The sequence below is a fragment of the Desulfogranum marinum genome, from assembly GCF_963675105.2.
Lineage (GTDB): Bacteria > Desulfobacterota > Desulfobulbia > Desulfobulbales > Desulfobulbaceae > Desulfogranum > Desulfogranum marinum.
The window spans coordinates 815121-840728 of the sequence record NZ_CAXXRO010000002.1; the positions used below are offsets into that span (position 1 = coordinate 815121).

The window sequence follows — 25608 nt, forward strand, 5'->3', positions numbered from 1 at the left end:
TAAAAATTAAACGGCAAGCATACGGCTTCAGGGACATGGAATATTTCAAGCTCCGACCCTATTCCCTCCATGCTGAAAAGTACGCATTTATCGGATGAACCAGAAAAAACGTGATGAATGGTCGTGCCCAGCACACCAGCCGATCAGTTGATTATTCATCAATCGCTTGATGGAAAGCTTGAATGAAAGCGTCATAATTTTCATACTGTGGCATGTGGCCCAGTCCTGGCAACTCGATAAGTGTTGAATCTTTTATAGTATTTTTGGCATTCTTGCCAAGCATGTTATATTCTCCCAGCTTTCTCGTCACACCATCTTTTTTCCAACCCCTGCCTGGTCCGGTTTTATCTCTGGTACCAATGATCAGGAATGTTTTACTTTGAATTTGTGACAACCTGTCCACTATATTTTCTGAAAAAATAGGGCCATACGTTAAAGCATTATTCCAGGCAACAATTTTCCAATCTTCTCCTGCTAGCATTCCTTTTAATGGAACTAAAAGCTTCTCATATTCGCTTGACCATTTTCCATCATAATAATTCTTTTTCTGGTACGCCCTTGCTTTATCGAGGGTTTTAGCAAGCTCTCTTTTATAGAAGAAGTTAACATCTTTGAATTGTACATACTTTCCGTAATTTTCTAAACCAATAGGGTTGATCAGGATAAGTTTATTAACTGATTGAGGATAATTCACGGCAAAGGTGGTAGCCAACATCCCCCCCATTGAGTGGCCTACAAGATCAATTTTTTTGATATGTAAATTATCCAATAAAGATTTGGTATTTAACGCTAATTGCCCAAAACTATATTGATAGAAATCCGGCTTTGAAGATTTACCAAAGCCAATTTGATCGGGTATAATCACCCTGTATTTTCTCTGGAGAAGATCATTTGCAACACTTTCCCAATAGTACCCTGAAAAATTCTTGCCATGTAATAAGACAATTACTTTTTCAGTATCTTTATTCCCGATATCCATATATCGCATTTTCAAATTTTTCTTTTGAGAATCAAAATTAAAAGTGCTGACCTTAAATGGGTAATCAAACCCATCGAGCTCTTTATTATAGGTAATGGTATCCTCAGCAACTGCCTGCGAAAGCAAAACAAATACACAAAGCAAAGCCAGAAAGTATTTCTTCATGCCATCCTCATTTATCATCTCATTTTATTAAGTTAATGCGACAACCACCGATTTGAACGAAGCCTTAAACAGTTACAGAGCATTACATCGGGGTTCTTTCCGGCAAGTCCTTGAGACACCACTGATCACACTGGAACAATACGAGCAAAAATTCCTAGTGCGACCAGGGGTCATGATATCAGCTACGTCTCTATTCATTGTTTGGATCAGGCTGTAGTTAGCTACCAGTGGAGTTACCTCATTTTGCCTTTCCGACTTCTGTTGCTTCAGGGAGCTCGTTAAGCGCTCCGGTCTTACAGTCATAAATATATCCATAAATGGGAATATCACCCGGAACCATTGAATTCGCCCTGATTCGTAGAACATCCTCCACAACACTTTTGGCTTGGTCACTAATGGGCAGCCAATTAACAAACTTGCCATCAATGGTGCCACCACCTGCGTTGCTGTCATGCCAGCCAGAAGCATCCACACTTGCTGTTTTGAGACTGCCCGAGAGTAAATCCCCCATAATTTCGTTTGAGAATGTTTCCATTCCACAATTTGTGTGGTGGATAACAAACCATTCTTTTGTCCCTAGCAGTTTGCAAGAAATGACCAAGGAACGAATAGCATCATCACTTGCCCTACCGCCGGCGTTACGAATCACATGAGCATCGCCTTCGGCAAGACCTGCATATTTGGCAGGATCCAAGCGTGCATCCATACATGTCAGGATGGCAAACTGCCTGCCGGGAGGCATTGGCAAATCGCCTTTATCTCCAAAGCCGGCTACATAATCAGCGTTTGGGGATGTCACTTCATCTACTATTTTACTCATCTTATTCTCCTTTCGGTGGCACCAATTTCTCCCTACGCCCCCTTTTAAAAAGATCATAACATTAGAAATATAAATGCGTTCAAGACCCAAAACTCATTCAACGCAGCCGGTCGTACAATGTAAGACCAAAACTAAGCTGCAGCTCATATGAGTTCAATTATTCTACATAATCATCACTTTGCTATGAGCTAGGTTTTCTTCAAAACCCTTGCACCAAGGTTTTTGGAACGGAACGGAATTCTCCTTATTTAGACTCTTTCTTTTCCTGCAGCACCTTTGCAAGCAGCCGCAGCCGGCTCTATTTATTGTAAAAACAAATAGTTAATTACGTTGCGACCATGAGAACGTGAAAAATCAAAAAGAGCTTAAAAGAGAGTTAGGAGGCTGAATGAAAATAAATATCCCGAGGGTTACTTTTACTCTGCCCCTTTTAAAACAAATGTAACGCCGGTTCGGCTGGTCGCCCTTAGATGATGTAATTTCTGAGCTAATCTATGTTTGGTGTATCAACGGAGGTCCTTGCGGCCAGTTCATGGAACTAATGGGCGAGAGCTTCCAACTCGTCTTGAGCGGCCTTGGCATGCATAGCAAAAGCCACCTCTGCGAACGTGCTCTCAAGCAAGCGTTTCAAGACCATCATGCTCATTGACTCTGGTAGCCAGTACAGCAAGTTAATCTCCAAGGACTGTCGTTTCCTAAAACCGAGGGCCCTGAGCACGCGGGCCCCCCTCTTTGGCAGCTCGGACCGCAGCGCGAAGCGTTTCCTTGTCTTTCGCGGCCTGGTAGTTATCACAATTGTGCTTATACAGAGCGCCGGCAAGGGGACTGACCAATGCAACATGATATTTGAGCCATCCGTCGATGTCCGAAGTAAGATCTAACGGGACTCCGGCAGATTCGAACAACGATTTGATCGCCAACGTTCTCTCTTTGTTCCGACCATCGAGCTCGCCAATGGTCACGGTTCTCCGTCTCCCTGTCGGCTTCTCTCGATCCGCATAACGGACAACTTGCTCACGAATCCCTCCACCCGCACCAGGGAAGCCGAAAAGCACCTTCTCGGCCGGTAGGTGCTTCACATACTCATCAAAGCCCAAGGAGTTATTGCCCATGAAAAGGACATTCTTGAAGCCATGGCCGGCTTCAAGAATGTTAAAGACCGGAAGGAGTTTGTTCTTTCTAACAAGGACGATTACCAGGTCGTACTCATCCTCAGGCTGCAGTTCATTCACCACCTTGACGGCCGATCGATCTTTTTACCCCGTAATTTCATTTATCAATACCAGACCGTTTTCCTTGAGCCAATGATGCCGCTCCTCGCGGGCAAGGACAGTCACATCTCCACCTTGCTCGTAAAGCAAGTGTGCATAGACAGAACCCAAAGGCCTTGCGCCAGAAAATAGAACTTTCATCAGCAATCCTCTGCCTCATTTGGACCGAACGCTGCTAATCCGCACTCCTCCTGAACATTTTATCATTTCATAAAAAAAAATATAAATTTCAAACGTAACTTGTTCAGCGAAGATCTAAAAGCCGTCAATCTACCCCGAACGGTAACTGTTAAGCAGCACCACAGCTTTGTAGAGTAGATAAGCGCGCATCCACCAATCCAAGTATCGGATTCAGCGTGGATGCGCTGCGCTTATCCACCCTACTTGCCCCACGGATTACCGGTGATAACGCGGTAGCGGTAAACGATTATATAACTTGACCGTCAGCGTATTTTTTTGATGTATACGGCGTGGCATTTGCCGGAACCTGCCTGGTCGCGTTCAATACGAATCTCGATGCGATCACCCGGTGAGAGCTCTCCCGGTGACAAGGGTATCCCCTCTGACTCGACCATTGCATCTGCAGCAAGCTCAATCATCATGTCTGTATCGCCGATAGAGAGCCTGAGCTGCAGCGGCCAGCTTTCCATGATGTCTGTGATTGTCGCTGTCGTCCATCCGGGCGACGACGGCAGTACAGGTGGAGGGGGGGAATCGCTACTGATTACAGCGTTATCATCACTACCCATTGTTTACTACTCCTTACGTCCCTTGTGGTCACCTCATATGCACCGCTGTTGCTGCCGCAGCCTGCATCGAGGAACGCATAGGCAATACGGCCCAGCGTTCCATAATGCAGCCAATAACCAGCTACACGTTTTTCCAATTCTTCATGTTGTTAAAAACCGGTTTGGTGATCCTGGTTGATTTGTTGGGACAGCCACCATAAGCATGAATACCGATGGCGTGCCTTTTGCCGTCACGATATCGCCAGGTAGGGCTGCCGCTTTGGCCGCCGAAGGTATCGAGCATGTAATGGAGACGCCGGGCCTCTACCTTGCTGATTCTTCCTGCGTTATACCACTGGGTTCCAAAAGGTTTATCTCCTGCATATCCGGAATTGTTGGCCAGCAGGTTGCGGAGGGATGCTGCAGATAAATTTGCAAAACCAAACCAACCTACGCGGCGCCCAAGAGTATCATTAGGGAGAATGATGCAGCCATAATCATGGGTGGATTTCTTACTTTTTGTCCAACCAGTGACACTCCTGAATGAAGTACCTATCTGGGAGCCGTACGGTTTGACGGTGCCGTTCATACCTGGGATTACCTCAATCTTTTTTGCCCAACCGCCCCTGGTATGACTGTAAACACAGTGCCCAGCCGTCATGACCGTCCTCGGGCCAATGAACCAACCTGTACAACCGGACCTGCTGCCGCCGGCAGTGGTAATGATGAGCTTACAGATCATTCGCCATGGTATGGAAGTGGTTCCGGAAATTTTTTTACGATCATCCCTGCCACAGACAGATTCAGGCTGGTCATAGGTTTCATCGCAGGCCGGAGGAACCGTGGCAAGATCGATGGCTTCGCCCTCGTCCAGTATGGTAAAGCCCTCGGTGAGTGCATACGAGCCGTCGAACTCTGCTACATTTTCCAAACTGCCGCCGCCATGGGTACCGACATCAAACCCGTCTTCTTCAAAATCATCTTCAGATTCAGGCTTATAGGCCGCTGTGGTTGCTGCGCTACCTTCACTTGAATCCTCGGTATGCAATTCGAGCTCTTCCTCATCCCAATCATTTGATGAAACACTTTCATAATCAGACATGGTTGTTTCTCCTGTTATTGTTTTGGTGATGGTGATTGACGCATCAGGCAGTGCAGTGCTTCTCCTCAGCAGATGGGTGCAGTATTTTCCCTGCACACTATCAAAGATAAATCTGCAGATGCTGTGCCATGGCTTTTGAAAACCAGAATCCATGCTAAGTGGCTAGATTGTGTAAGAAATAAAAAGAGGAACCAGGAGAGAGGCAACTACTGATGGTTGATATGCACCAATAGTGGTGGTGCATATCAACCAAAAACATCGGAAAGGTGGCGGGATTTTTCAGGGCAGAGATGGTCTTGGGGATGCAGGCAAGCTATCAACCGGACGGTCTACTTCCATTTATTACTCAATATCAGCACCATAGGAAACAGAAGGCGGTTAATACTTTTCGTCGCAGTTGAAGAGTCGAGAGTGAGGTTAAATTTTACGAGTGTTAATTTCACCCTACTCCCTTTTAACCTCTATCCCACTTTATTGTCCCTGTAGAAAAGTTTTGACAGAGTCGTCGGCAGCACCACCATTATTGACAAATTTAATATTATGAGCAGTTAAGGCTTGTTTCATCTTGTCACCGATGGCTTGAGCAATAATAATGGTGACATTGTTGGCAGACAGTAAGGAGGCAACGGTACGGCTGATACCACCGGCCTGATCCTTGGCCGGATTTTTCATGGCTTCTATAAAATGTCCCTTTTCGTCAAACAGAAGATAATAGGGTGCTCTACCGGTTTCTTCGCTAATAAGGGAATTTTTTTCAGCCCCTGTTGCAGGAACAGCAATCTTCATTGTTTGAGCAGTAACTCCAGGGCTAATAGCCACAAACAATACGACAACAATACTCAGTAAAATTGTTTGTATTGATTGCATGTTCATTATGTTTCTCCTTGTTACCGGCGCGTCTGTCGTAGCATACCTGGGATGAAAAGCTGCCCTATTGATCAACAGCACGAAGGACTTCGTTTTAATATCAAAGTATATTTTGGATGATTATTTTATCTACGAATGAGGGAGTTTTACCCATGCCTATTTTGGAATATACGTGTAAACAATGTGGTAAAGAGTTTGAGAGAGTTGTTTTGTCAGGTAAAGAAAAGGGGATCACTTGTCCTGCATGCAAAAGCAAAGATATAAAGAAAAATATGAGCGCATCCTCTTTTATGGGCGCCAGTATCGGCACCTGTGCAACGTCTTTCCCCAAAGGCCCTTCATGAGCGCAATGAATGAACCTTCAGTTTGAAGGTTAACAAAGTAAACGGGGTCTGACCCGAATGGCGCTTGGCAACTCCATCGGCTTGAGCCGATGAGCGATTTTGCGCCTCGTTTGTCCAGTTGATAGAGCGCAGCTTTTCTCGGGACGACAGGTCGGAATGTGGAGTTCACTAGCGAGCTTAATCGAGTCCGAAGGAAGCATAGCGAAACGTTGTGAAACGGCTGGTTGTACGGTTATTATTTTTCTTATTTATCCATCATTCCATATGAAAATATATAAGAGCAAAAGGGTATGAGATCTACCTCACCTCCATTTCGAGGTCGGCCACAGCCCTTTTTCCTGCTACCAGTACTTTGTCCCTATTGCGATTAAGGTTACCTGCCGCGATGGTCAAGTAGCAGCCATTTTTCAGAATATGAATCCCAGGCGTAGCAATGAATGCATAGTCTCCAATTCCATCAATCATCTCATGATCTGGGAAATTATTTTTGATCATCGAAAAAGTCTCTTTGGCACTTTGCCCTTGAATAATGCTGACTTGTAAAATGCCAAATGAATTGTCATCAGCGGCCTCGTAAAGGCACAATTTCATGTCAGTTGCTTTTTGTTCTCGTAACGTTCCTGCTTTCATCTTTTCTCCCATAATCTCCTCGACTTCCATGTGGGTGATTAAATCACAGGGGTCGACAATTAATGGAGGGTTCGCGAAAGTAACGGTTGCACCAAACAAGACAAATATTACAGAGATTCTCAACACCATAAATGGACTTTTTCCCCTCACAAGAATTCTCCTTTGTCAGATTTTTGTATAACGCCGCAAATCGGCTGTGCTATTTTTTGCGTCAGCAGAATTAACCTTGTTAGTCAGTTTACTAATTAAGAGACTTCATCCACGATAAATCTTTAAAAACGACCCCATAAAGGATGCAAAAAGCACCCAATTTTCCATCAAAAATCCCCAGATCTTCCTGCAACTATATTCTGCATACCCGTCCATTCTCTTATAACAAAGGTTCGATCCCGTCTTCACTCATTTATGATACCAGGATCCATCTTCCCTCTGCAGCCAGGTCCCTGGTTTTGCCTTGTCTACAATTTGTAAAACTCGCCGTTTTTCTACAAGTTCAAGGTTTATTCCATTCTTTTTAGCAATATCGATATACACGTTGCGTCGATCTGAATTTTCAGACTTAATCACATCAACTTTCACCCGCTTGTTTCCTACAAAACTAAGGTATCCTTTGTTGTTTTCACCGACAATGCCTTCAGCTTTGAGTTGATTGATCAAAGGCAATCTAGCCAACATTCTGTCTTTCTCACCACTTGCAAAAAGATTCTCAGTATACGACAGAGCAAATAAAAAAAGACCTATCAAGCTGATTACCCTTAAGTAATTGCACCATACATTGCTGTATCTGCCTCTCATTTTTGCCCTCTTTTTTGTTCCTTAACTGCTGATTCAATATCTGAATTTGCACCTGCTTCATCGATCTCGCTGAAAAAGTCGTCTAAAGCCTTATCGATCTTTACATTGACATCGATTGTAATATGGATTGGTTTCACCTCAATGGGATCAATTTTTACCTGCCTAATTATATTTAGATGAAAGTCCGTATATGCTGCAATATATCCAAGAAAGCCGAGGATCACAGCAAGGATAGCGAGCACATATGAAAAATTGATAATTTTTTTTAAAATTCCAGCACGAACTTGTATTGATTTTGGAATCTCAACTTTATTGATTATTTTTTTCACAATAAAAAAGAAAATAATAGCAACAAGACCGCCGAGGGCTAGTGGGGTTTTGATACTTGCAGCGATTTCAAATATTTTTTCCACTGATTCTCCAAAGCTGTTTTATTTTCTGATTTATTTGAAGCAGTAATGACTATTAAATTCCTGCTCAAATGGACCAAGGACCACCATGCTAATGTCCCCGATATGAGCTGCGAGGACGGTTTGTTAAAGTTATTGCGGTAGCTATAACTTTTGCAAGCCGCCGCAGTCAGCTCTATTGGCTTGATAGGCGGAGCGCTTTTGCGCTTCGGCTGTCAAGTTAATAGAGCGTAGCTCATCTCGGGGACGATAGGTCGGAGCGCGAAGCGGTCCGGCCTATCAGTGTAATACATGGAAAAAGTCCATAATATCTACTTATAACTGGAAAGTTTTTCCAGCTTATCTCATACCAACCAGCTCAACATGGAAAACCTTGTCCACCTTTTATTCCATCCATCCAACTTTCCACGATAACTAATATTGAAATGCGCAAAATGAAAAAAGGATCCTCAAAATTCAACACATGAACACCTCTACTTCTATTGGGTAAACGGTGTGATTACTTTCCCTGAACATCCTGTCCACACCATGCACATTTGTTACCCCATGGTTACTCCTGCGGGGTAAGCCGAAGCAAACGACCACCTTTCTTATCCTCCAGCACCCATATGGCACCTTTGGGTCCTTGCTCAACCTCTCGGATGCGTTTGCCCATGGCAAAACGTTCGACCTCTTCGGCCTGGTCGCCTTCAATCTTGATTCGTACGAGAGATTCTGACCTGAGTCCGCCGAGAAAGGCATTCCCCTGCCAGGCTGGAAAGAGCGAACCATTGTAAATAATCAGTCCTGAGGGAGCAACGGTGGGCACCCAGTAGACCTCTGGTGCATTGAATTCCGGACGCGTGTCATGGTCGGGAATGGGAACACCGTAGTATTGATCGCCCCAGGATACAATTGGCCAACCGTAATTATCTCCACCAACAGTCAGGTTAAATTCATCACCGTGCCTTGGGCCCATTTCGTGTGTCCACAGTCGCCCCTGCCCATCAAAAGCAATACCAAGCAGATTGCGATGCCCCAGGGACCAGAAGGTTTTCGCGAGTTCGCCCTTGTCCTGAAACGGGTTATCTGCGGGCACTGAGCCGTCTGCGTTGAGCCTGATAACTTTGCCCAAGTCTTGGGTCCAGCTTTGGGCCGGCTTCTGTTTTTGCCGTTCACCGGAAGTGATGAATAATTTTCCATCTGGGCTGAATGCCAACCGATGTGAGTAATGCCCACTCCCTGATACTTTCGGTGTCTGCCGCCAGATGACTTCCACGTTTTCCAGTTTTGGCTTGGCAGAAGCAGGACGGAATGTGGCCCGGGCAACGACAGCACCCCTTTTTCCATATGCATCCTCCTCAGCATACGAAAAGTATACCCAGTGGTTCTCCTCGTACTGAGGATGGAGGATTATATCACCCAGACCACCCTGCCCCCCGTAAGCTACTTCAGGTACACCTTCTACGGTTATTGTTGAGCGATCATCCAGGTCGACGAGGAGTAAAGTGCCGGGTTTCTCCGTTACCAGGAGGTTTCCATCAGGTAGAAAGGTCATAGCCCAGGGTTCATTGAATGCGCCAAAACTTTGCGCAAAAAGGGTTGACCCGGCATTGCCGTTGATTGTGGTGTCGGCAGACGCTGCGTAGATTGGGCAGGAAAGGAGGAGCAACAAGAGAGAGAGGTAAGATACTGATCGTAAAAATTGCATAATTGTCTCCACTTGAAAATGACATTGGACACCTGGAGGAACCAGGTTGTCATGTAAGTTCAACAGATTAGACGATACATCTGTCGCTATTTCAAGTCAAACAAAATACAGGATACAGGGGAAATGAACAATTCCAGGTCGGGTGGTGGCTTCTGGTTACAGAAGCAGAGAAGAAGGTGGACGCTCATTATCTTGCGGCGAGGAAAAGGTACCCATAGGGTTGGGGCTTACTTGCCGAAACCACTATTTTTGATCCTTTTGCCTTTTCATTCCTTTTGGTTGGCAAATCATATCCGATTCGTATACATGGACGCCGGACGATGGTTGTTGATGAGCCACCATTACCATAAAGCGAGCAACTGCTTCTGCCTGGACTGGTCGATATTTCCCCAGCGGCCCACGCAAAAACAGTTGCAGCACGGGAGTTAACAGTGTTCCTACTTTCTCTCCCAGGCGGAATTCTTTTCTGGGTCCCAGCAGCAACGATGGTCGAATAATACGTAAGCACGGATACCCCACATGCTTGAGCGCCGTTTCCATCTCCCCCTTCACCCGGCTATAGAATACCTTTGCGTTTTTATCGGCACCCATCGAAGAGATTACCAGAAATTGGATTGCACCTTTTTTTCTCATCAGCTCAGCTATTGTAAGCACCAGAGTAAAGTCTACCTTTCTAAAGGCTTGTTGAGATCCGGCTTTTTTAATCGTGGTTCCCAAACAGCAAAAGACATCATGCACCTCTATCCCTGCCAGCGCAGGCTCCAGGTTATCAAATCCTGCATATACTGTTTTGAGCTTAGGATGGGTCATGGGCTGAGGACTTCTTACAAGAGCAATGACCCCTGCATACGCTGGGTCTTTGAGGAGTGCCTGGAGGCAGTACCCGCCGATAAGTCCGGTTGCCCCCACGATGAGTGCTTTTTTGGTTGCCATGAATTGCCTCTGTTTTGAAAATAAATGCGTTCAACACTGTTCATAGCCATAGAAAACGCTCAACCACCTCCCAAACTACTTGCTCCTCCAAAACGACATTACGAGTAATACTCCTTTTACATACGGATAACTTCATCACTGACGCCCATTAAGGCGTCGGTCAACGTTCTTTCCCGCTTGGTCAGCTCTGAATCTGCAAACGTAATCCCATAGTAGGCGTTAATAATTCGAGTTGAACTTTTTGCCAACGTTTCAAGAAACAGATAATAATTACCGGCTTGGAGATAAAGGGTTGCATCGTTAACAAACAAAATATCCCGTTTCTGCCTAGCAAACTCCGCAAACAATCCTTCTATTTTACGAGCGTTCTCAGCCGCCAGCTCAAGTGTATGCTCCGCATCCCTGCCCATAAGGCGGGGCGCAATAATCTGGGTGGTCAGGTACATAACAGGCGTTCCCGGACCAAGGGGCAGCTTTCCGCCGATCCCTTGAACAGGATCTGGAGACAAATCCAGCACTGCTATCTGCTCACCGTATCCAGCATGGAGGAACTGCTCCAGGACCGTAGTGGTCTTGGTGGTCTTGCCGGAGTTAACATCACCGGCAATCAGGGTCTGCCTGTTAAGATAGTGCTGAATATCGACATCCTGCATTACATAATCCCAAATTGAGTAAGAAGAAACCTGACGGCAAGAAAGGAGGTCACCAGCAAAGTGAGGCCACCCATAAAATTGAGTAAAGCCGAATTCTTGACGGTGCAGCCTGATCGGTTGAGCAGGTAGAGAATAATCGCGATGACCAACGGTGTGCCAGTAAGGCCCAGGGCAAGCATCAATGGGAGCAGGAGGAAAAAGCTGCCCTTGACAAAGGGACCGAGCATACTCACCAAACATCCGGCAAAAACCGCTCCTGCAAAACGCTTATCCTTAACATTCTGTGCCCATCCCATTTTCCCGGAAATGAAATATGCTCCAGCCATAAAGGTGGGAGAAAGGGTGGACAGCGTTGCAGCCCAGAGGCCGATCATGAAAATTTTCATGGCACTGTCCCCTAAAAGAGGCTGCAGAGCCAATGCTGCGTCTGTTGCCCTTTTCACTCCAATTCCATTGGGATGAAGTACGGCTGCAGCTACCAGAAAAATAGCGACACTGTAGAGACCAAAAGCCATCCCCATTGAGGTTACGGTGTCGAATCTTGCCAGGGGCAGGTCTTTAGGTTTCCAATCTCTGGCATTGGTATTGTAGGTATGCATCCCGATAATGGTGATGTGAACCGCACCGCCCATGATAGCCGCCATCATCAGGGCCGCATCAATGCCGCCCGGCAGATTAGGAAGAATTCCCCCCAAGATTCCTGCGGCCGAGAGATCTGCCATAAAAAGGGTCGCCACAAAACATGCCACAACAAAGATAACCAGGATTTTGCAAACTGTTTCAAATTTCCGATATCCTTTGCGCACCAGAAAAAGAGTGATCAGTATGCCGTATACAACTCCCCAGTATGGGGTTTCCAGGCCGGTCACCAGTGAGGTTACGCCTGCAAGGGCGTTCATGAGGAACATGGCGGCCAGCCAGGTGGCCAGGAGTGCGTCAATGGTGAGTATCCATGCCCAGCTTTTGCCTAAGTATTTTTCCGTTGCCTCAATTATGCCCATTCCTTCCAGGATACCGACCCTGGCAGCCAGATACTGTGCGGTGGTGCCGAATACAGCACTCAAGATTACCACCCACAGCATCTTGTAGCCGTATGTTGCTCCGGCAATGGCTACGCTGGCCAGGGTTGCCGGCCCGCAGGCCACGGCACCGATGATCCATGCCGGACCCAACTGACTGATATAATGACCGTATCTTTGTATGACAGAAACGCTTTGCTCCCCACCTTTGGGGGAACGGGTTAGAGCTTCTCCGCTTTTCATGCACAATCTCCTTTTGTATCGGCAACGATTAAAAACAACGAGACTGTCGGGGAAAGGCGGGAAGGCTTTGCAGGAGGCTGGAAAAATTCCGGCGGGGAAAGCGATCTCCGAATTCCCTGCGACAGTATGAACTGTATCAGGTTCGATGAGTATGATCTCAGCCCTGCCACTAGTGCAGAACACCCCAATCGGAACGAGCAAGTACTAATGAGTAATGATAAAAAAAGCAATTTATTTTATTTCCTGATTACGCAAGCTACTCTGCCGATTATTGGCCTAAGCAGCCAGCGGACTGATTGCATGTATTTTTCCACCGGCAGCCTGATCAAAGGCTGCGCTATCTCCTTGGCATACAATCTATGAAAAAAAGGCAACATATCCTTGGATCAGTTGCCTGACGCTGTCCTGAGCAATCCAAAGTATCTCCGGGAGCCAATGAAGCTTTCAGCAGATTAAGAACCGCTCTTAAAACGGTCTGCTATATACTGTTCTATGCGGGGCTGGATAGTTTCCAGCAAATCTTCACGTTCCAGATAGGGACAGGGGCGCTCATACGGAAACTCACGGCACTGTCTGGGGCGGGCAGTGTGAATCATACAGCGGGCATGAAACTTGTTGTTGTTGAGGAAAATACAAGAGCCGTCTTCCCTGACCTTGAAGGTATTTTTTCCTTCCATATACCGTAGCCTAACCGTCCCATCAGTAATGTGAAAATGGCGGGCTATCCGATTGATATCAATGGCATCCAGATAGAGCGTTGACCCTTGCAAACGGTAGCAGCAGTAGCCGGGACAATAATTACAGTAGGTTTTATTTCCGGCAAGACAATAGAGAACTGTGGATTTTTTCATGGACAGGCCTGGGTAGAGGTGAACGCATAGAGCCTGAGGCGACACTCTTTCCAGGCATATATATCCATGATACATACTGCTGAACCTGCTACCCCACAAGCTATTTTGCATTCCCCCACCAGCCACTCTACATAGTGTGCCATTTTTCCTTTTCAGCAACAGGACTTACCGGCTGAGATCTGAAAAAAACAGGTTGTTTTTTCACTCAAGATGCATCCTGACCAGTGCACGCATTTCCTTCTTTTCACCCTTTCATTGCAGTTCTGCAATCATTTATTGCAATACTCCAAACAACCATGCAACGCATAAACTACTGAATATTATACATAAAGCTACAAAAAACTCATTGGCACAGTACGTGCAATGAATAAAACAACTAAAGAAAATTTTTCATGAACTTATTCATGAAGACAATTTAAGGGTAATCATCCGGAATTTAAAACATCCCAGGTGATTATACTGACTAATTACAAAAGATTGGAGACGCGTCATGAGTCAATGGTTAATTTTTCTTGCAATCATCCCCCTGTCAAGCATACAACTTACAAAGCACTTCCAAGTTAAGCACAGATGGTTGATTAATGGTATCGCTTTTGGACTAGTCGTTGCTCCGGTAAGTCTCGGTTTATTACAAATGACGTATATTCCTTTGATCGGAAAGTTGCTGGGATTAATAGGACTTATAGCCAATTTAACACATGGATCAATAGGCTTTTTATGCTTGCTCGGCAGCGGAGTACTTGAACTTAATTCAGTTATCAGTGCGCCTCAATTAGTTATGATCAATATTGTAAATGCAGTTCTGTTTGCCCATTGCTATGGATTGATCGGATATTCTATTGATAAGAAGCTGGAAACAGAAACAGGAGCAAGCGGCCATATGATGCCGGTTTAATACAGTAAAAAATACAATCTGTTACACAACGAACAATAAACACTTTCTTTTTCACCTTACTTTTCCCCAGGCAGTTTTGCTGATTGCATCTGCAACAGTAAAACTGCCTTTTTCCGCACAATCATCCTGATTTTTCCTACACATTATTCTGTGCCGTCCCGGATTCAAGATTACGTCAATGCTATAAACAACTACACACCCCCTTTGTGTTGAACATACAGTCAGCAACTATCAACCTGCTACCTTGCTGCCACCATACCCTGACAACTTTATGAAGAGGCTGTGCATTTTACCTCTGCACATCTTGAATAACAGCTTTCTCTCCTAATCTCGATATGCTCAAAATTATATCCTCGGAGCTGAGCTACTACTCCACTATTTCAGCTTACCTACACGACTTGCAATGATTGCATTTTTGCAAGCATTCCTTAAAAAAAGGATTGCATCATTGCAACATCTTTCAGCAACGCCCACTCCATCTCACTGATTTTACGCACAACAGAAGGTGGCACATGAAATGCAACCTGTATGTATCGACACGTTGTATTGTGCCTTACAGATGACAATTACAATGGCCGATAAATGGCAATTAAAATGGCCGATTGTATTTGCTGCATATCGGCCAAGAAACATCTTTTGTGAATGGAGGTTTCGCGTGTCTGGCAAGCCCATAAATATAGAACAAATAAAACTGTATAAGGAAGCACGCGACAACGGCAAAACCCAAAAAACGGCTGCTGCCATCGCCGGTATATCGGAAAGGTCTGGTCGCAGGATTGAAAAAGGGGAATTCCAACCCATTAATAATAAAAAGAGAAATTGGAGAACCCACCCCGATTCTTTTGCTGAGGTATGGGGCGAGGAGGTTGTACCGCTTTTGAAGGAAAATCCGAGGTTGACCGCAAATACTTTATTTAAACATTTGCAGAAAGAACATCCAGGTAGATTTTCCGATAACAAGCTGCGTACCTTTCAACGCAGGGTAAGCCAGTGGAAAGATCAGTACAAACTCTAGCAAGGACGCCTTTTGCTTCACAAAAGTAATGACAGTTATACAACGAGTGAAATGCCGGGCAAGATAGTTGTCAGCGACCGGACAAGATAAATAACAGCATATAAAAAATGTTAAACCACTTCACTTTACTCACCAGGCTCCAAACAACAGATGGGAGTCTACCAGGAGAAACCATGCCATGAAAAAAGTAACCCGCTGTATGTTGCACCTGGGATGTTCCCTTATGCTTGCATCCTGGCTTTACCCAACGCCACTCAGGGCGACTGAAAATTCAGAATGCTTTGAGTGTCATTCCGATGAAACGCTTACCAAGGAAAGTACTGACAACATCCTGCAGACCGCGATTACAGAATCCATGTATGTGGATGAAGAAAAATTTGAACATTCGATCCACAACATAAACGGCATAACCTGTGTTGACTGCCACACTGACATAGAGGAACTCAACTGGGATGAAGATATACCCCATAAGGCGGAGCTACAGCCTGTATCCTGTACCGAATGCCACGAAGAGTCCGGAACAGAGTTCCAAAACAGTGTGCACATGAAAATCCGTAAAAAAGGTGTAACCATGAGTTGTTATGCCTGCCATGATTACCATTATGTGAAGCCGATGGAAGGGGTACAGGTAGCAGAAAGGGCAAACACTATCTGCCTGAAATGCCACAACCCCAATCTTTCCCACGACTGGTTACCAGCCGGCGATTCGCACTTTGCTTTTGTTGAGTGTGTTGTGTGCCATGCCCCTGATGTACCGAAATACATCAATCTTCGTTTTTATGATCTTGTTACCAATAAATTTTATGACGGTGACCAAATCTTAAAGGCCCTTGGTCTTACCAATGAAAACTTTATGGCCACCATTGACAAGAATGGCAACAAAATCATCGATAGCGATGAACTTGAGGACTTGCTTTTCATGCTCAAGCAACAGAACATACACACCCTCTTGCGGGCTGAACTAGTTGCCGACATACATCCAATAGCACACCAGATAAACAGAGGTGCCGCACAAAATGACTGTGAAAAATGTCATTCAGGCGACTCGCCTTACTTCAACGAGGTATCAATTCTCCTGCCACATAATGACGGCACAGTTGAAAGGTATACAATCGATCGTTCGGTGCTGGAGAGCTACCATGTAAGCCACTTCTACCTTCTGGGTGGAACCAAAATTAAAATGTTGGACAAAATAGGCATTCTTATTCTTGGTGGCGGCATTCTGGGGGCATTTGGTCATCTTTTTTTAAGAATTGTAACGGTCAGGCTCCGCAACAGAAGAAAAGAACAGTGACAGTCATTTTCTATTCTCTTTCAATTTACAAGGAGGTTCCTCAGTGAATCATCAAAAACTCATATACATTCACCCTGTTCCTGTCCGGATATGGCACTGGATAAATGCGGTATCGTTTATTGTCCTGATAATTACCGGAATCCAGATCAGGTACGCGGAAACATTAGAATTCATGACGCTGAGTAGCGCTATCTCAATCCATAATTATGTTGGATTTGCGGCTATCGCCAACTATTTTATTTGGTTTGCCTATTACCTCGGGACAGGGAAAATAAAAATTTATATTCCTGATCTTAGAAACGTGGTCGCCATGGCAATCAAACAGGCTCAGTATTATGGTTACGGATTCTTTGTCGGTAAACCCAATCCGCACGTAATGACCCCTGAAAATAAATTTAATGCCCTTCAGCAGCAAGCATACCTCGTCATCATGATGGTACTTCTCCCTGCGCAAATGATATCCGGACTATTTCTGTGGAAGGTAAAGGGGTACGAGGAATATGTCATGTTACTGGGTGGAATAAAAATTATCGACACTATCCATGTCCTTATATTTTTCTTTTTCACCTCATTTATATTTATCCATTGTTATCTTGCGACGTTAGGACACACACCGCTTGCTCATTTCAAGGCCATGTTTACCGGCTACGAGGAGCACCACGATTAAACTGGATTGCTTATTAGTTCAGATGGCGTCAGATTCAAAACTGTTGTTGGCAATGATGCATAGTTGGTGACTATTGTAGCCGGCATAATACTGACGGAGATGGCGCTGTCTGCACAGAGCTCTAATGAGTCTTTTATTAAAACCTAAATCCTGCAATTGCCAAGTTTGCCGAAGGTGCGAGGCTGCGTACACGCAGACGTATTGTAGTACTTCAAGTGTGCGCAAACAAGACAGATTCGGTAAAATCGGCAATCCCGAAAGGTGGCAAGATTTAGGTAAAATTTAAAGTATGGATAACCCTCGACTCCGAGAACAACGATGATTTTTTCAGCAGACGTATGCTGAACAGCTGAGCCTACGCTTGCCTCCGAGGATAAAATCGTGGATAGAACAAGAAATCGGACAAATGAGCAATTTTCCAAAAACGTTGGATGGAAATTCATCTCTATACTGCTGATGACTGTTACGGTTAAAGATGCAAAAAATGTAGCCCGACGAGTTTTTTTTGTCTTCGGACAATATGAAAATTGTGCAAACAATTAATTGTAATCGCGACTTTACACATCTATAAAACGACAGGCAATAAAGAACTAAGCAATCGATATTGCTTGTAAAGATAACAATCGACCTTATATTCTATCATAACTGTTACTTCACATGTATTGACGACAGCTGGTACTACCGGGTATCTTGTATGGAGACTATCTCTATCTATCAAGCTCGGCTGCCCCCATTAGTCGTTGCAGACAATACAGAAAGAGGAACAGTATGGTTCTAACCAAAAAAAATGGGACCACTGCTTGCACGCTTATCTCATCATTAAACAACCAGATGAAATACCTGTGCTAAGCATAGAAACAATGCGGTTACAGGTTCCGCACCAAGGTATTTCTCATGCAGAAAAGTAAATACCCAGCAGCCAGGCAACCCAAAAAGCACGCTCCTGATAAAGCTGACTCAATCGAAAAGCAAAAAATCAAGAACGAGACAGAAGAAAAATTGCCTGCTGACAATGTTGCTTCTGCCCAGTCCGGGTCCGATTTAACATCAGCGTGTCCGGGCTCATGTCTCAGTCATTTACCCGAAAACAATAACACCTTTAGCACCTGCATCCTCGAGTCCATTGCAGACGGTGCATTTACTGTTAATCATGATTTTGAAATAACTTCCTTTAACCGGGCTGCTGAAATGATAACCGGTTTTAAGCGGGAGGAAGCCATCGGCACCAAGTGCTTCAACCTGTTTGGAGCCAACATCTCCAAACCGGACTGTCCACTCAAAAAATCCATTGAGACCGGCAAGGAAATGGTTAACCAAAAATCGATTATCAAAGATATTCATGGCGATGATTTAAAAATAGCCATTAACACCTCTGTGCTGAAAGATGGCGACCAGGTTGTTATTGGAGGCGTGGAAACATTCCGTAATGTCTCCAGCCTTGGCAATGTACGAAAAAACATTCCGCAAAAATACAATTTCCAAAACATTATTAGTAAAAACAGCAGAATACAAAAAATATTTTCAACTTTGCCAACAATAGCCAAAAGTACCAGTACGGTACTCATCGAAGGTGAAAGCGGGTCAGGCAAAGAACTTTTTGCCCGCGCTATCCATACCCTCAGCTCAAGAAAGGGCCCTTTTGTAGCTATTAACTGCGCAGCGCTGCCCGACACCTTGTTGGAATCTGAATTATTCGGCTATAAAAAAGGGGCCTTTACAGGTGCTACAAAAGATAAGCTGGGCCGTTTTGCAATGGCAGAAAACGGCACCCTTTTTCTAGATGAAATCGGTGATATATCCCCTGCCCTGCAGGCAAAACTTTTGCGTGTGCTCCAGGAAAAAGAATATGAACCACTAGGCGGCACCACCACCCTCAAAGCAAACGTACGAACCATTGCAGCGACCAATAAAAAGCTGAAAGAACAGGTCACTAAAGGTATTTTTCGCAGTGACCTCTATTTTCGTCTCAATGTTATCAATATAGCACTCCCTCCATTCTGTAAGCGGCGAGAAGATTTACCCTTGCTTGTGCAGCATTTTATAGACAAATTCAGAGAGTCTCAAAAAAAGAATATTCAGGCCGCCACTCCGGCTGTGCTGAAAATTCTTATGCAGTATGACTTTCCAGGCAATATCAGAGAGCTTGAAAATATTATTGAACACTGTTTTGTCATGTGTCAGGATTCAATTATTGATGTGGGTTGCCTGCCTGAAGAAATTGTTGAGTCCACCTTACACACCAGCAAAGCTGATGAGAGTGAGGCAAACCCTCTTTCAAACGCAGAAGCCAGCGCCATATGGGCAGCACTTCACAAATTCAACGGACACAGGGGAAAAACAGCTGCCCATTTGAACATAGACAAAACAACACTCTGGCGAAAAATGAAGAAATACTCGATCCAGTTTGCAGCCAAAAAGAAAAAGCGGGCGAATGGGAACGCTAACCAAGAAAATGAGCTGAGGATATAAGCTAAGCAACAACGGACAATTTATTTCTCCCTGTTCCATTGCATTGCGATAAAACGTTTAGCAAACACAAATTGACTGGACAAATCCACGCTATCCTGTACAAACACACCCGTAGCAACAAACCTTAATGCAAAGCCCTTTCATGCATTGGGCCTGTTCTTCTTTTTCCGTATCTGTTCGGGAGCACCCCAACCCTTCACGATCTACCCGTTCAGCATACCGATGCGTGGAAGTTGAGGCATATCTGCTAAATCGCTCAGTTTGTGAACATTTGGAGCACTGCTGAACAGTTACATGTTTTCTCAACATACAGACGACAAAGACTATACAAGGAAGATATTTTGAAAATTCTTACACTCCAGGGTGGAGCCAGGCAAAAAGGCAACACAGCCACCATACTCGATTGGGTTGTTTCCGAAGTAACCTCCATGGGACACGAAATCACCTCTATTACCTTGCATGACAAAACTATAAAAGGCTGCCTTGCCTGCGGCCAGTGCAAAAAAGAAGCAGATAAAATTAACTGCATCCAGAAAGACGACACATGGCCTATCCTTGACGAGATGGTCGCTGCAGACCTGGTAATCTTCACATCTCCGCTTTATTTTTGGGGGTTGGCCGGTCCTCTCAAATCATTTATCGACAGAACATACAGCCTCTACACTGGGTATCATCAACCCGGACATTCTTCGCTGGTTGAAGGACAACGACAGGCGCTGCTTATGACCGGGGGCGGACCGTACGAAAACAATGCAGAACCGGTATTTGAAGCATTCCGAAAATTGCAGGCTCCGCATAAGGCGATCAATGCCGGAGAACTATACATTGGTTCCTGTACAACCCCTGAAAATCTTGACAGCGAAGCGAAAAAGAAGGCCATAGCCTTTGCTCATACAATTGTAAGCTAAATTTTAGGTAACATCTCTTTTTCGCTCTACGCTCTTCCCTTTCCAGAAAAGGTGGCCAACCTGGTTGCTAATAATTTAGGCTCTATTGCCAAAGGAATAGACATAAAATCAACCAGCAAAACGTGCGAGAGAGGGCTTGCCCTGCAGGGCAATATCCACCCACATTTCTCTTTTATCCCTGATAGATGAAGCAACTGAAGCTGTCTAAAAAAAAAAAGGCGGTCACCTTTCAGGTGACCGCCTTTTTTAGTGCTGAGCCTACAGGAACTACATCAGCATTTCAAGACCTGAGAAAAAGTAACCAATCTCAAATGCAGCGGTTTCCGGTGCATCGGAACCATGAGTTGCATTTGCCTCCAGAGAATCACCAAATTCTTTGCGAAGGGTACCCTCTTCAGCATCGGCAGGGTTTGTAGCACCCATCAGATCGCGCCATTTTTTAATCGCGCCTTCTGCTTCAAGCACCATCACAATACATGGTCCGCTTGACATAAAGTCTGTCAGTTCCCCAAAAAAAGGTCTTTCGCTGTGGACATGATAAAACCCTTCGGCCTCCAGCTTGCTGAGATAGAGCTTTTTCAGACCGACAATGGCAAACCCTTCAGCATAAATGCGATCAATTATTTTACCGGCATTACCGGCGGCAAAAGCATTTGGTTTAATAATGGCAAATGTTCTTTCCATGGTAAAAATCCCTCGTAGTTCCTTTTAAAAGTTGCCTGTTAACAATATTGTTTTTTTACGCACGGAGCTATACCATGATCGTCCCCCATGTGGCAACAAACAGAAACTACTTTTTCTCATTCATTAAAACAAACTTGCCGTCTTTTACGGTCAGCATGGCAAAGGCATCGAGCCCCAGACCATTATGGTCTGTTGCTGAAAAGTTAAAGATACCTGCAGTACCTATCATATCTTTGATGGTTTCGATGGATGCGCGTACCTTTTCACGATCGTCCCCACCCTGCTCAATGGCCTTGGCAAGAATACTCATGGCATCATAGGAATGACCGCCAAAAGTAGAAATATCTTCATTAAATTTATTCTCATACATTTCTTTATACTTCAGGAGAAAATCTTTTTGATCTCCTGCGGGGAGGCTTTCGGCGACCATTAATTTGCTCGCAGGAAAAATTATACCCTCTGCAGCAGCTCCGGCAGCTTCCACATATTTAATATTAGCAAAACCATGACTCTGGAAGAGAGGGACATCCCAACCTGCCTGGCGAATATTTTTAGCCACGATTGACTGAGCTGGAACGATGGACCAATTAATAACCGCCTGAATGCTCTCGTTAGCTTTAAGTTTGGCAACCACCGCTGAGAGATCAGTGGTCTTCTTGTCGTAAACCTCCTGAGCAACAATCTCGACGCTGTATTCCGGAGCTATTTTTTCCAGTTGCTTTTTCCCAGCCTTACCAAAACCTGTATTTCCAGCCAATACGGCAATTTTTGTAATGCCCATATCCTGCATGGTCATAAAAATCTGTTGTGCTGCATAGCTATCGCTTGGCGCCGTCTTAAAGACATAAGAGGCGAGTGGATTAACAATCAGTTCTGCAGAAGCACACGAGATAAGAATAGTTTTGCCCTGCTGACATATCTTTTTAATTTTCAGGGTTTCACCACTGGTGGATGGACCAATGATGGCAAAGACTTTTTCTTCTTCAATAAGTTGGCGGGCAAAAGATATGGCCTTTTCAGGACTGCCTCCGGAATCCTTGACAATCAGCTCAACCTGATTGCCATTAATACCGCCACGTTGATTAATATCGTCAACCAACATACGCAACGAACGGCTTTCCGGGCCGCCAAGAAAAGAAGCCGGACCGGTTTCCGCCAATATTGCGCCTATCTTATACGTAGCAGCAACGGCTCCAGTGGCAAATAATACAACAGCACCCACAGCCAACAAATAACTACCCCAAAAAACGGTAAGGCCTTCTTTTTTACGCATCCTCTCTCTCCTTTTCTTAAAATCAATTCAATGGACTTTATCAACCTTTAGCAAAGCATTTATACTCCGTAAAAACAGCTTTACCCACTCTCCAAACGACATAATTCCAACCAGTTAATACCATAACAGGCCAGCAAGTCAACATTTCCTAACTTTTCTGCAGCTGCGGATCATGGTATAGTTCATAAGGAGAGAGTACATTTAAGCATAGATGTTTTAGTAAAATGCAGGTATCTCCTCATCCCATACAGAGGTTGAAAATGCGCAAATTCAGGATATTTCCCCGACCATCGACTATTGCTTTTATCCGTGAAGCCTCGAAGAGCCCTTCGTTTTCACTGATGGATTGGATCCACGGCTACGTGTATGGACGGTGGACCTACCTCTATATAGGGATTGGCAAAGGAAATCATCCGCTTGCAAAAATTATCCGACCGATGGTCGGTTTTTTTCAGCGTATCAGCTATTTTTTACCTACCCTCACAACTGGGAACAAAAAAACCACTTTCAGCGACACCTACCACGGCAAGGTTATTTCCGTAAATGAGGCCAAAAAACTGGTGACAGTAAACCGTGAAATAGTCATTGATGATCTGGAAAAAGTTATCCCTTACACCAAAGCAAGAAGCATTATTCTCAAAAATCCAGAAAATATTGTTGTCCTTGACTGCCCCTGCAGATTATCAAGTCCTACTCCATGCCTGCCGGTGGATGTCTGTTTAATTATTGGGGAGCCCTTTGCATCTTTTGTTGTGGAACATCATCCTCACCGCTCAAGAAAAATAACACAGGCTGAGGCTCTTACCATTGTTGAACAAGAGCATAAAAGAGGCCACGTGCAGCATGCCTTTTTCAAAGAAGCCATGCTCAATCGATTTTATGCTATCTGTAATTGCTGTGGCTGTTGCTGCGGGGCTATCCAAGCCATGAAGAATGGTACTCCAATGCTTGCATCATCCGGGTATATAGCAAACATCGATGCTGAACTGTGTGAAGGATGCCTGGCATGTGTCCATTTCTGTCAATTTCAGGCAATTGCAGGGGAACGTCACCAGAGCGTTACAGTTGATACTGCACAATGTCTTGGCTGCGGGGTTTGTGCCGACAAATGTAAAAATGGAGCCATCACCTTAACAAGAGCCCCTGAAAAAGGCGTCCCGCTGGTAGTTGAAAAACTGCTGAACAGTGAAAATTCGGAGTAAATTAACAGTTTTTTCGCCTACCATAGTAAGCACCAGGCTCTGAGAGATTGGGTGAAAATGATGCAAGGTTGTTTTTTCATGCTGCTACAACCAAACTGACAAACCAGGGAAGTGTTTCTTCCACATCGCCTTTAAAACAATAATCACCCTCCCTGCCGCTTTGTGCAGACAGCTGCCTTGCAAGTACGTGTTCCTGATTAAATTCGTACACACGCCCGTTATTGCGTTTCACCAAAAACGGTATCTCCGCAGCAGGATACACCTGGGCGGAAGTACCTATGACCAGCAAAAAATCGGCTTTGGAAGCTATGGCAGCAATTCTGTCATACTCACGCACATCCTCGCCGAAAAGGACAATACCAGGCTTTAAAGGAAAACCGCACTTTGGACAAGGTACACTGCCCCTGCCCTGATAGTGTGACTTGCTAACCGGCATGCGGTTCCTGCACTGCAGGCACTGGAGGTGTTGATGCTCGCCATGTATTTCTACTACCTGACGGCTTCCGGCTTTCTGGTGGAGTCGATCAACATTCTGCGTAATAACCGCTTTCAGCAATCCCTCTCTTTCTAACTCCACCAGAGCATTATGGGCCTTACTTGGCTCCTTATCCAACAGAACCAAACCAAGTTCACGATATAGTTGCCACGCTTTATCGGGATTACGCAAAAACACCTCCAAAGTAGCGTACTCTTCAGGATTGAATATGCTCCATAATCCACCTGGACTCCTGAAATCAGGTATCCCGGAAGCAACCGAAATTCCGGCACCAGTCAGGGCAATAGGATATTCGGCATTCTGATAGGCTTCAACAGCTTGCTGTACTTCAACACTCTGTTCAAAAGGAAGTATCTGCAACATGGTGGTATTCTCACTGTCAACAACAAAAGTCACCTAACCGCTACACCTGCAACGCGCAATTCCGGAATACAGTTTTGAAAATTCCTTTTTTCCGAAACAACAAATAAAAACAAGAATCAACAAATTGAACAAACTCTACAATTCCAACGCACTAGAGCTAAAAAAACAATCTGGAATGAAAAGTGCATCAGTAATAGAAAAAAATTTTGAGGTGAATTATGGTCATTTTTGTTTGTGCACCCTACTTTAAAGAACTGATACGGCACTCTGATAGAGAAAAAACGAAAATTCTCTTCCAAACAGCCTGTAGGATACTTGCCCCGCAACTGCAAGCAATCAATGCAGCAGATTTTTGTAAAGCAATAGGGGTCGCTGACGATTTTATCCCTCTTTTTTATAAATACACTAAAAGCCCATCAACCATCCATCAAAAACAGCGTAATGGATACTATACAACCGCAACCCCGGTCTCTCTTTGAAAAGTAACTTTCGGTTAACGGCCCGGATTCCTCATAAACATTTTCTTGTTTCATGAAAAAATATTCATGAGGAATCATACAATCAGGGTTAAGAGCGATGACCAAAGAGAGCGCAGGTTTACCCTGCTTAAACATCAATATTTTGCGGAGAAAAGAACCTGCCTGGGTGGGCGCTAACGCATGAAAAGGACGAGAGTTTTCCAGAGAAAAAAAAAAGGCACTTCAAGTGCGATACTTGAAATGCCTTTTCAATTTGTGGGGTGAGCGATGGGACTTGAACCCACGACCTCCGAGGCCACAACCCGGTGCTACCACCAGCTGAGCTACGCTCACCACTGAACGTGGGCTTATATACCCTCAAGC

28 protein-coding genes, 1 tRNA gene and 1 riboswitch are annotated in these 25608 nt (G+C 44.7%); of the genes, 9 read left to right on the forward strand and 20 right to left on the reverse strand.

The features are described from left to right. Positions 1-151: 151 nt before the first annotated feature. The 7 genes from ACHZCY_RS04395 to ACHZCY_RS04425 all read right to left on the reverse strand — a co-directional run bounded on the left by ACHZCY_RS04395 (position 152) and on the right by ACHZCY_RS04425 (position 5938). Entirely contained in the window at positions 152-1144 is a 993-nt protein-coding gene (locus ACHZCY_RS04395; RefSeq protein WP_319547982.1) for an alpha/beta fold hydrolase, read from the reverse strand. 238 nt (positions 1145-1382) lie between these two features. Further along, positions 1383-1964, reverse strand: coding sequence for a beta-class carbonic anhydrase (locus tag ACHZCY_RS04400; protein WP_319547983.1), 582 nt, complete (start codon positions 1962-1964; stop codon positions 1383-1385). A 695-nt stretch (positions 1965-2659) separates the two neighbouring features. Beyond that, a complete protein-coding gene (locus tag ACHZCY_RS04405; RefSeq protein ID WP_319547984.1) occupies positions 2660-3196 on the reverse strand; it encodes a hypothetical protein in 537 nt (178 codons plus the stop codon). A 24-nt stretch (positions 3197-3220) separates the two neighbouring features. Further along, positions 3221-3376 (reverse strand): ketopantoate reductase family protein, encoded by a 156-nt coding sequence (locus ACHZCY_RS04410; RefSeq protein WP_319547985.1) that lies wholly within the window; start codon positions 3374-3376, stop codon positions 3221-3223. 302 nt (positions 3377-3678) lie between these two features. Further along, entirely contained in the window at positions 3679-3984 is a 306-nt protein-coding gene (locus ACHZCY_RS04415) for a hypothetical protein (RefSeq protein WP_319547986.1), read from the reverse strand. A 121-nt stretch (positions 3985-4105) separates the two neighbouring features. Continuing rightward, positions 4106-5065: a trypsin-like serine peptidase gene (locus tag ACHZCY_RS04420; protein ID WP_319547987.1), complete on the reverse strand. Its 960-nt coding sequence runs from the start codon at positions 5063-5065 to the stop codon at positions 4106-4108. 471 nt (positions 5066-5536) lie between these two features. Then, positions 5537-5938 (reverse strand): NifB/NifX family molybdenum-iron cluster-binding protein, encoded by a 402-nt coding sequence (locus tag ACHZCY_RS04425; RefSeq protein ID WP_319547988.1) that lies wholly within the window; start codon positions 5936-5938, stop codon positions 5537-5539. Between the two features lie 146 nt (positions 5939-6084). Here ACHZCY_RS04425 and ACHZCY_RS04430 point away from each other — a divergent pair, with 146 nt between their 5' ends. Continuing rightward, positions 6085-6276, forward strand: coding sequence for an FmdB family zinc ribbon protein (locus ACHZCY_RS04430; RefSeq protein WP_394713365.1), 192 nt, complete (start codon positions 6085-6087; stop codon positions 6274-6276). Positions 6277-6573: 297 nt separating this feature from the next. On the opposite strand, the gene ACHZCY_RS04435 is transcribed toward ACHZCY_RS04430, so the two are convergent. The 9 genes from ACHZCY_RS04435 to ACHZCY_RS04475 all read right to left on the reverse strand — a co-directional run bounded on the left by ACHZCY_RS04435 (position 6574) and on the right by ACHZCY_RS04475 (position 13643). After that, complete coding sequence (locus ACHZCY_RS04435; RefSeq protein WP_319547989.1) at positions 6574-7056, reverse strand: hypothetical protein; 483 nt, start codon at positions 7054-7056, stop codon at positions 6574-6576. Positions 7057-7305: 249 nt separating this feature from the next. Further along, positions 7306-7701: a YdbL family probable chaperone protein gene (locus ACHZCY_RS04440; protein ID WP_319547990.1), complete on the reverse strand. Its 396-nt coding sequence runs from the start codon at positions 7699-7701 to the stop codon at positions 7306-7308. Continuing rightward, a complete protein-coding gene (locus ACHZCY_RS04445; protein WP_394713366.1) occupies positions 7698-7901 on the reverse strand; it encodes a hypothetical protein in 204 nt (67 codons plus the stop codon). The genes ACHZCY_RS04440 and ACHZCY_RS04445 overlap by 4 nt, the downstream gene beginning before the upstream one ends. Positions 7902-8661: 760 nt before the next feature. Next, entirely contained in the window at positions 8662-9801 is a 1140-nt protein-coding gene (locus tag ACHZCY_RS04450; RefSeq protein ID WP_319547992.1) for a PQQ-dependent sugar dehydrogenase, read from the reverse strand. 243 nt (positions 9802-10044) lie between these two features. Next, entirely contained in the window at positions 10045-10734 is a 690-nt protein-coding gene (locus tag ACHZCY_RS04455) for an NAD(P)H-binding protein (RefSeq protein ID WP_319547993.1), read from the reverse strand. Positions 10735-10850: 116 nt separating this feature from the next. Next, positions 10851-11387: a hypothetical protein gene (locus tag ACHZCY_RS04460; protein ID WP_319547994.1), complete on the reverse strand. Its 537-nt coding sequence runs from the start codon at positions 11385-11387 to the stop codon at positions 10851-10853. Then, positions 11387-12649 carry an NRAMP family divalent metal transporter gene (locus tag ACHZCY_RS04465; protein WP_319547995.1) on the reverse strand — a complete coding sequence of 421 codons (1263 nt, stop codon included), beginning with the start codon at positions 12647-12649 and terminating at the stop codon, positions 11387-11389. Before ACHZCY_RS04465 ends, ACHZCY_RS04460 begins: the two co-directional genes overlap by 1 nt. Positions 12650-12744: 95 nt before the next feature. Continuing rightward, a riboswitch (TPP riboswitch) is annotated at positions 12745-12846 on the reverse strand. 255 nt (positions 12847-13101) lie between these two features. Further along, positions 13102-13500, reverse strand: a complete 399-nt coding sequence (locus ACHZCY_RS04470; RefSeq protein WP_205223588.1) for a YkgJ family cysteine cluster protein — start codon at positions 13498-13500, stop codon at positions 13102-13104. Further along, positions 13497-13643 (reverse strand): hypothetical protein, encoded by a 147-nt coding sequence (locus ACHZCY_RS04475; protein WP_319547996.1) that lies wholly within the window; start codon positions 13641-13643, stop codon positions 13497-13499. Before ACHZCY_RS04475 ends, ACHZCY_RS04470 begins: the two co-directional genes overlap by 4 nt. A gap of 347 nt (positions 13644-13990) precedes the next feature. On the opposite strand from ACHZCY_RS04475, the gene ACHZCY_RS04480 reads away from it, so the two are divergent. The 6 genes from ACHZCY_RS04480 (at position 13991) to ACHZCY_RS04505 (ending at position 20748) form a co-directional block, all read left to right on the forward strand. Further along, positions 13991-14395 carry a hypothetical protein gene (locus ACHZCY_RS04480; protein WP_319547997.1) on the forward strand — a complete coding sequence of 135 codons (405 nt, stop codon included), beginning with the start codon at positions 13991-13993 and terminating at the stop codon, positions 14393-14395. A 655-nt stretch (positions 14396-15050) separates the two neighbouring features. Continuing rightward, on the forward strand, positions 15051-15410 hold the full coding sequence (locus ACHZCY_RS04485; RefSeq protein WP_319547998.1) for a hypothetical protein: 360 nt from the start codon (positions 15051-15053) through the stop codon (positions 15408-15410). A gap of 178 nt (positions 15411-15588) precedes the next feature. Next, a complete protein-coding gene (locus tag ACHZCY_RS04490; RefSeq protein ID WP_319547999.1) occupies positions 15589-16704 on the forward strand; it encodes a cytochrome c3 family protein in 1116 nt (371 codons plus the stop codon). A gap of 43 nt (positions 16705-16747) precedes the next feature. Next, the gene (locus ACHZCY_RS04495) at positions 16748-17371 is read left to right on the forward strand and encodes a cytochrome b/b6 domain-containing protein (protein WP_319548000.1); all 624 of its coding nucleotides are present in this window, start codon (positions 16748-16750) and stop codon (positions 17369-17371) included. A gap of 894 nt (positions 17372-18265) precedes the next feature. Continuing rightward, the gene (locus ACHZCY_RS04500) at positions 18266-19840 is read left to right on the forward strand and encodes a sigma-54 interaction domain-containing protein (protein ID WP_205223594.1); all 1575 of its coding nucleotides are present in this window, start codon (positions 18266-18268) and stop codon (positions 19838-19840) included. A 341-nt stretch (positions 19841-20181) separates the two neighbouring features. Continuing rightward, positions 20182-20748, forward strand: a complete 567-nt coding sequence (locus ACHZCY_RS04505; protein WP_319548001.1) for a flavodoxin family protein — start codon at positions 20182-20184, stop codon at positions 20746-20748. Between the two features lie 267 nt (positions 20749-21015). On the opposite strand, the gene ndk is transcribed toward ACHZCY_RS04505, so the two are convergent. Continuing rightward, complete coding sequence (ndk, locus tag ACHZCY_RS04510) at positions 21016-21432, reverse strand: nucleoside-diphosphate kinase (RefSeq protein WP_205223596.1); 417 nt, start codon at positions 21430-21432, stop codon at positions 21016-21018. A gap of 106 nt (positions 21433-21538) precedes the next feature. Further along, the gene (locus tag ACHZCY_RS04515; protein WP_205223597.1) at positions 21539-22705 is read right to left on the reverse strand and encodes an ABC transporter substrate-binding protein; all 1167 of its coding nucleotides are present in this window, start codon (positions 22703-22705) and stop codon (positions 21539-21541) included. Between the two features lie 260 nt (positions 22706-22965). On the opposite strand from ACHZCY_RS04515, the gene ACHZCY_RS04520 reads away from it, so the two are divergent. Beyond that, a complete protein-coding gene (locus ACHZCY_RS04520) occupies positions 22966-23907 on the forward strand; it encodes a 4Fe-4S binding protein (RefSeq protein WP_319548002.1) in 942 nt (313 codons plus the stop codon). 76 nt (positions 23908-23983) lie between these two features. Here the strand turns inward: ACHZCY_RS04520 and ACHZCY_RS04525 are convergent, their stop codons facing one another. Continuing rightward, positions 23984-24799, reverse strand: coding sequence for an SIR2 family NAD-dependent protein deacylase (locus tag ACHZCY_RS04525; protein ID WP_205223599.1), 816 nt, complete (start codon positions 24797-24799; stop codon positions 23984-23986). Between the two features lie 185 nt (positions 24800-24984). On the opposite strand from ACHZCY_RS04525, the gene ACHZCY_RS04530 reads away from it, so the two are divergent. Continuing rightward, the gene (locus tag ACHZCY_RS04530; RefSeq protein WP_319548003.1) at positions 24985-25245 is read left to right on the forward strand and encodes a hypothetical protein; all 261 of its coding nucleotides are present in this window, start codon (positions 24985-24987) and stop codon (positions 25243-25245) included. A 256-nt stretch (positions 25246-25501) separates the two neighbouring features. On the opposite strand, the gene ACHZCY_RS04535 is transcribed toward ACHZCY_RS04530, so the two are convergent. Then, positions 25502-25578, reverse strand: a tRNA-His gene (locus tag ACHZCY_RS04535). Positions 25579-25608: the final 30 nt, after the last annotated feature.

Excerpts from the sequence above, each read along its gene's own strand:
- ACHZCY_RS04395 (WP_319547982.1), bottom strand. The coding sequence starts at position 1,144 with ATGAAGAAATACTTTCTGGCTTTGCTTTGTGTATTTGTTTTGCTTTCG.
- ACHZCY_RS04400 (WP_319547983.1), bottom strand. The coding sequence starts at position 1,964 with ATGAGTAAAATAGTAGATGAAGTGACATCCCCAAACGCTGATTATGTA.
- ACHZCY_RS04410 (WP_319547985.1), bottom strand. The coding sequence starts at position 3,376 with ATGAAAGTTCTATTTTCTGGCGCAAGGCCTTTGGGTTCTGTCTATGCA.
- ACHZCY_RS04415 (WP_319547986.1), bottom strand. The coding sequence starts at position 3,984 with ATGGGTAGTGATGATAACGCTGTAATCAGTAGCGATTCCCCCCCTCCA.
- ACHZCY_RS04420 (WP_319547987.1), bottom strand. The coding sequence starts at position 5,065 with ATGTCTGATTATGAAAGTGTTTCATCAAATGATTGGGATGAGGAAGAG.
- ACHZCY_RS04425 (WP_319547988.1), bottom strand. The coding sequence starts at position 5,938 with ATGAACATGCAATCAATACAAACAATTTTACTGAGTATTGTTGTCGTA.
- ACHZCY_RS04430 (WP_394713365.1), top strand. The coding sequence starts at position 6,085 with ATGCCTATTTTGGAATATACGTGTAAACAATGTGGTAAAGAGTTTGAG.
- ACHZCY_RS04440 (WP_319547990.1), bottom strand. The coding sequence starts at position 7,701 with ATGAGAGGCAGATACAGCAATGTATGGTGCAATTACTTAAGGGTAATC.
- ACHZCY_RS04450 (WP_319547992.1), bottom strand. The coding sequence starts at position 9,801 with ATGCAATTTTTACGATCAGTATCTTACCTCTCTCTCTTGTTGCTCCTC.
- ACHZCY_RS04455 (WP_319547993.1), bottom strand. The coding sequence starts at position 10,734 with ATGGCAACCAAAAAAGCACTCATCGTGGGGGCAACCGGACTTATCGGC.
- ACHZCY_RS04460 (WP_319547994.1), bottom strand. The coding sequence starts at position 11,387 with ATGCAGGATGTCGATATTCAGCACTATCTTAACAGGCAGACCCTGATT.
- ACHZCY_RS04465 (WP_319547995.1), bottom strand. The coding sequence starts at position 12,649 with ATGAAAAGCGGAGAAGCTCTAACCCGTTCCCCCAAAGGTGGGGAGCAA.
- ACHZCY_RS04470 (WP_205223588.1), bottom strand. The coding sequence starts at position 13,500 with ATGAAAAAATCCACAGTTCTCTATTGTCTTGCCGGAAATAAAACCTAC.
- ACHZCY_RS04475 (WP_319547996.1), bottom strand. The coding sequence starts at position 13,643 with ATGGCACACTATGTAGAGTGGCTGGTGGGGGAATGCAAAATAGCTTGT.
- ACHZCY_RS04480 (WP_319547997.1), top strand. The coding sequence starts at position 13,991 with ATGAGTCAATGGTTAATTTTTCTTGCAATCATCCCCCTGTCAAGCATA.
- ACHZCY_RS04490 (WP_319547999.1), top strand. The coding sequence starts at position 15,589 with ATGAAAAAAGTAACCCGCTGTATGTTGCACCTGGGATGTTCCCTTATG.
- ACHZCY_RS04500 (WP_205223594.1), top strand. The coding sequence starts at position 18,266 with ATGCAGAAAAGTAAATACCCAGCAGCCAGGCAACCCAAAAAGCACGCT.
- ndk (WP_205223596.1), bottom strand. The coding sequence starts at position 21,432 with ATGGAAAGAACATTTGCCATTATTAAACCAAATGCTTTTGCCGCCGGT.
- ACHZCY_RS04515 (WP_205223597.1), bottom strand. The coding sequence starts at position 22,705 with ATGCGTAAAAAAGAAGGCCTTACCGTTTTTTGGGGTAGTTATTTGTTG.
- ACHZCY_RS04520 (WP_319548002.1), top strand. The coding sequence starts at position 22,966 with ATGCGCAAATTCAGGATATTTCCCCGACCATCGACTATTGCTTTTATC.
- ACHZCY_RS04530 (WP_319548003.1), top strand. The coding sequence starts at position 24,985 with ATGGTCATTTTTGTTTGTGCACCCTACTTTAAAGAACTGATACGGCAC.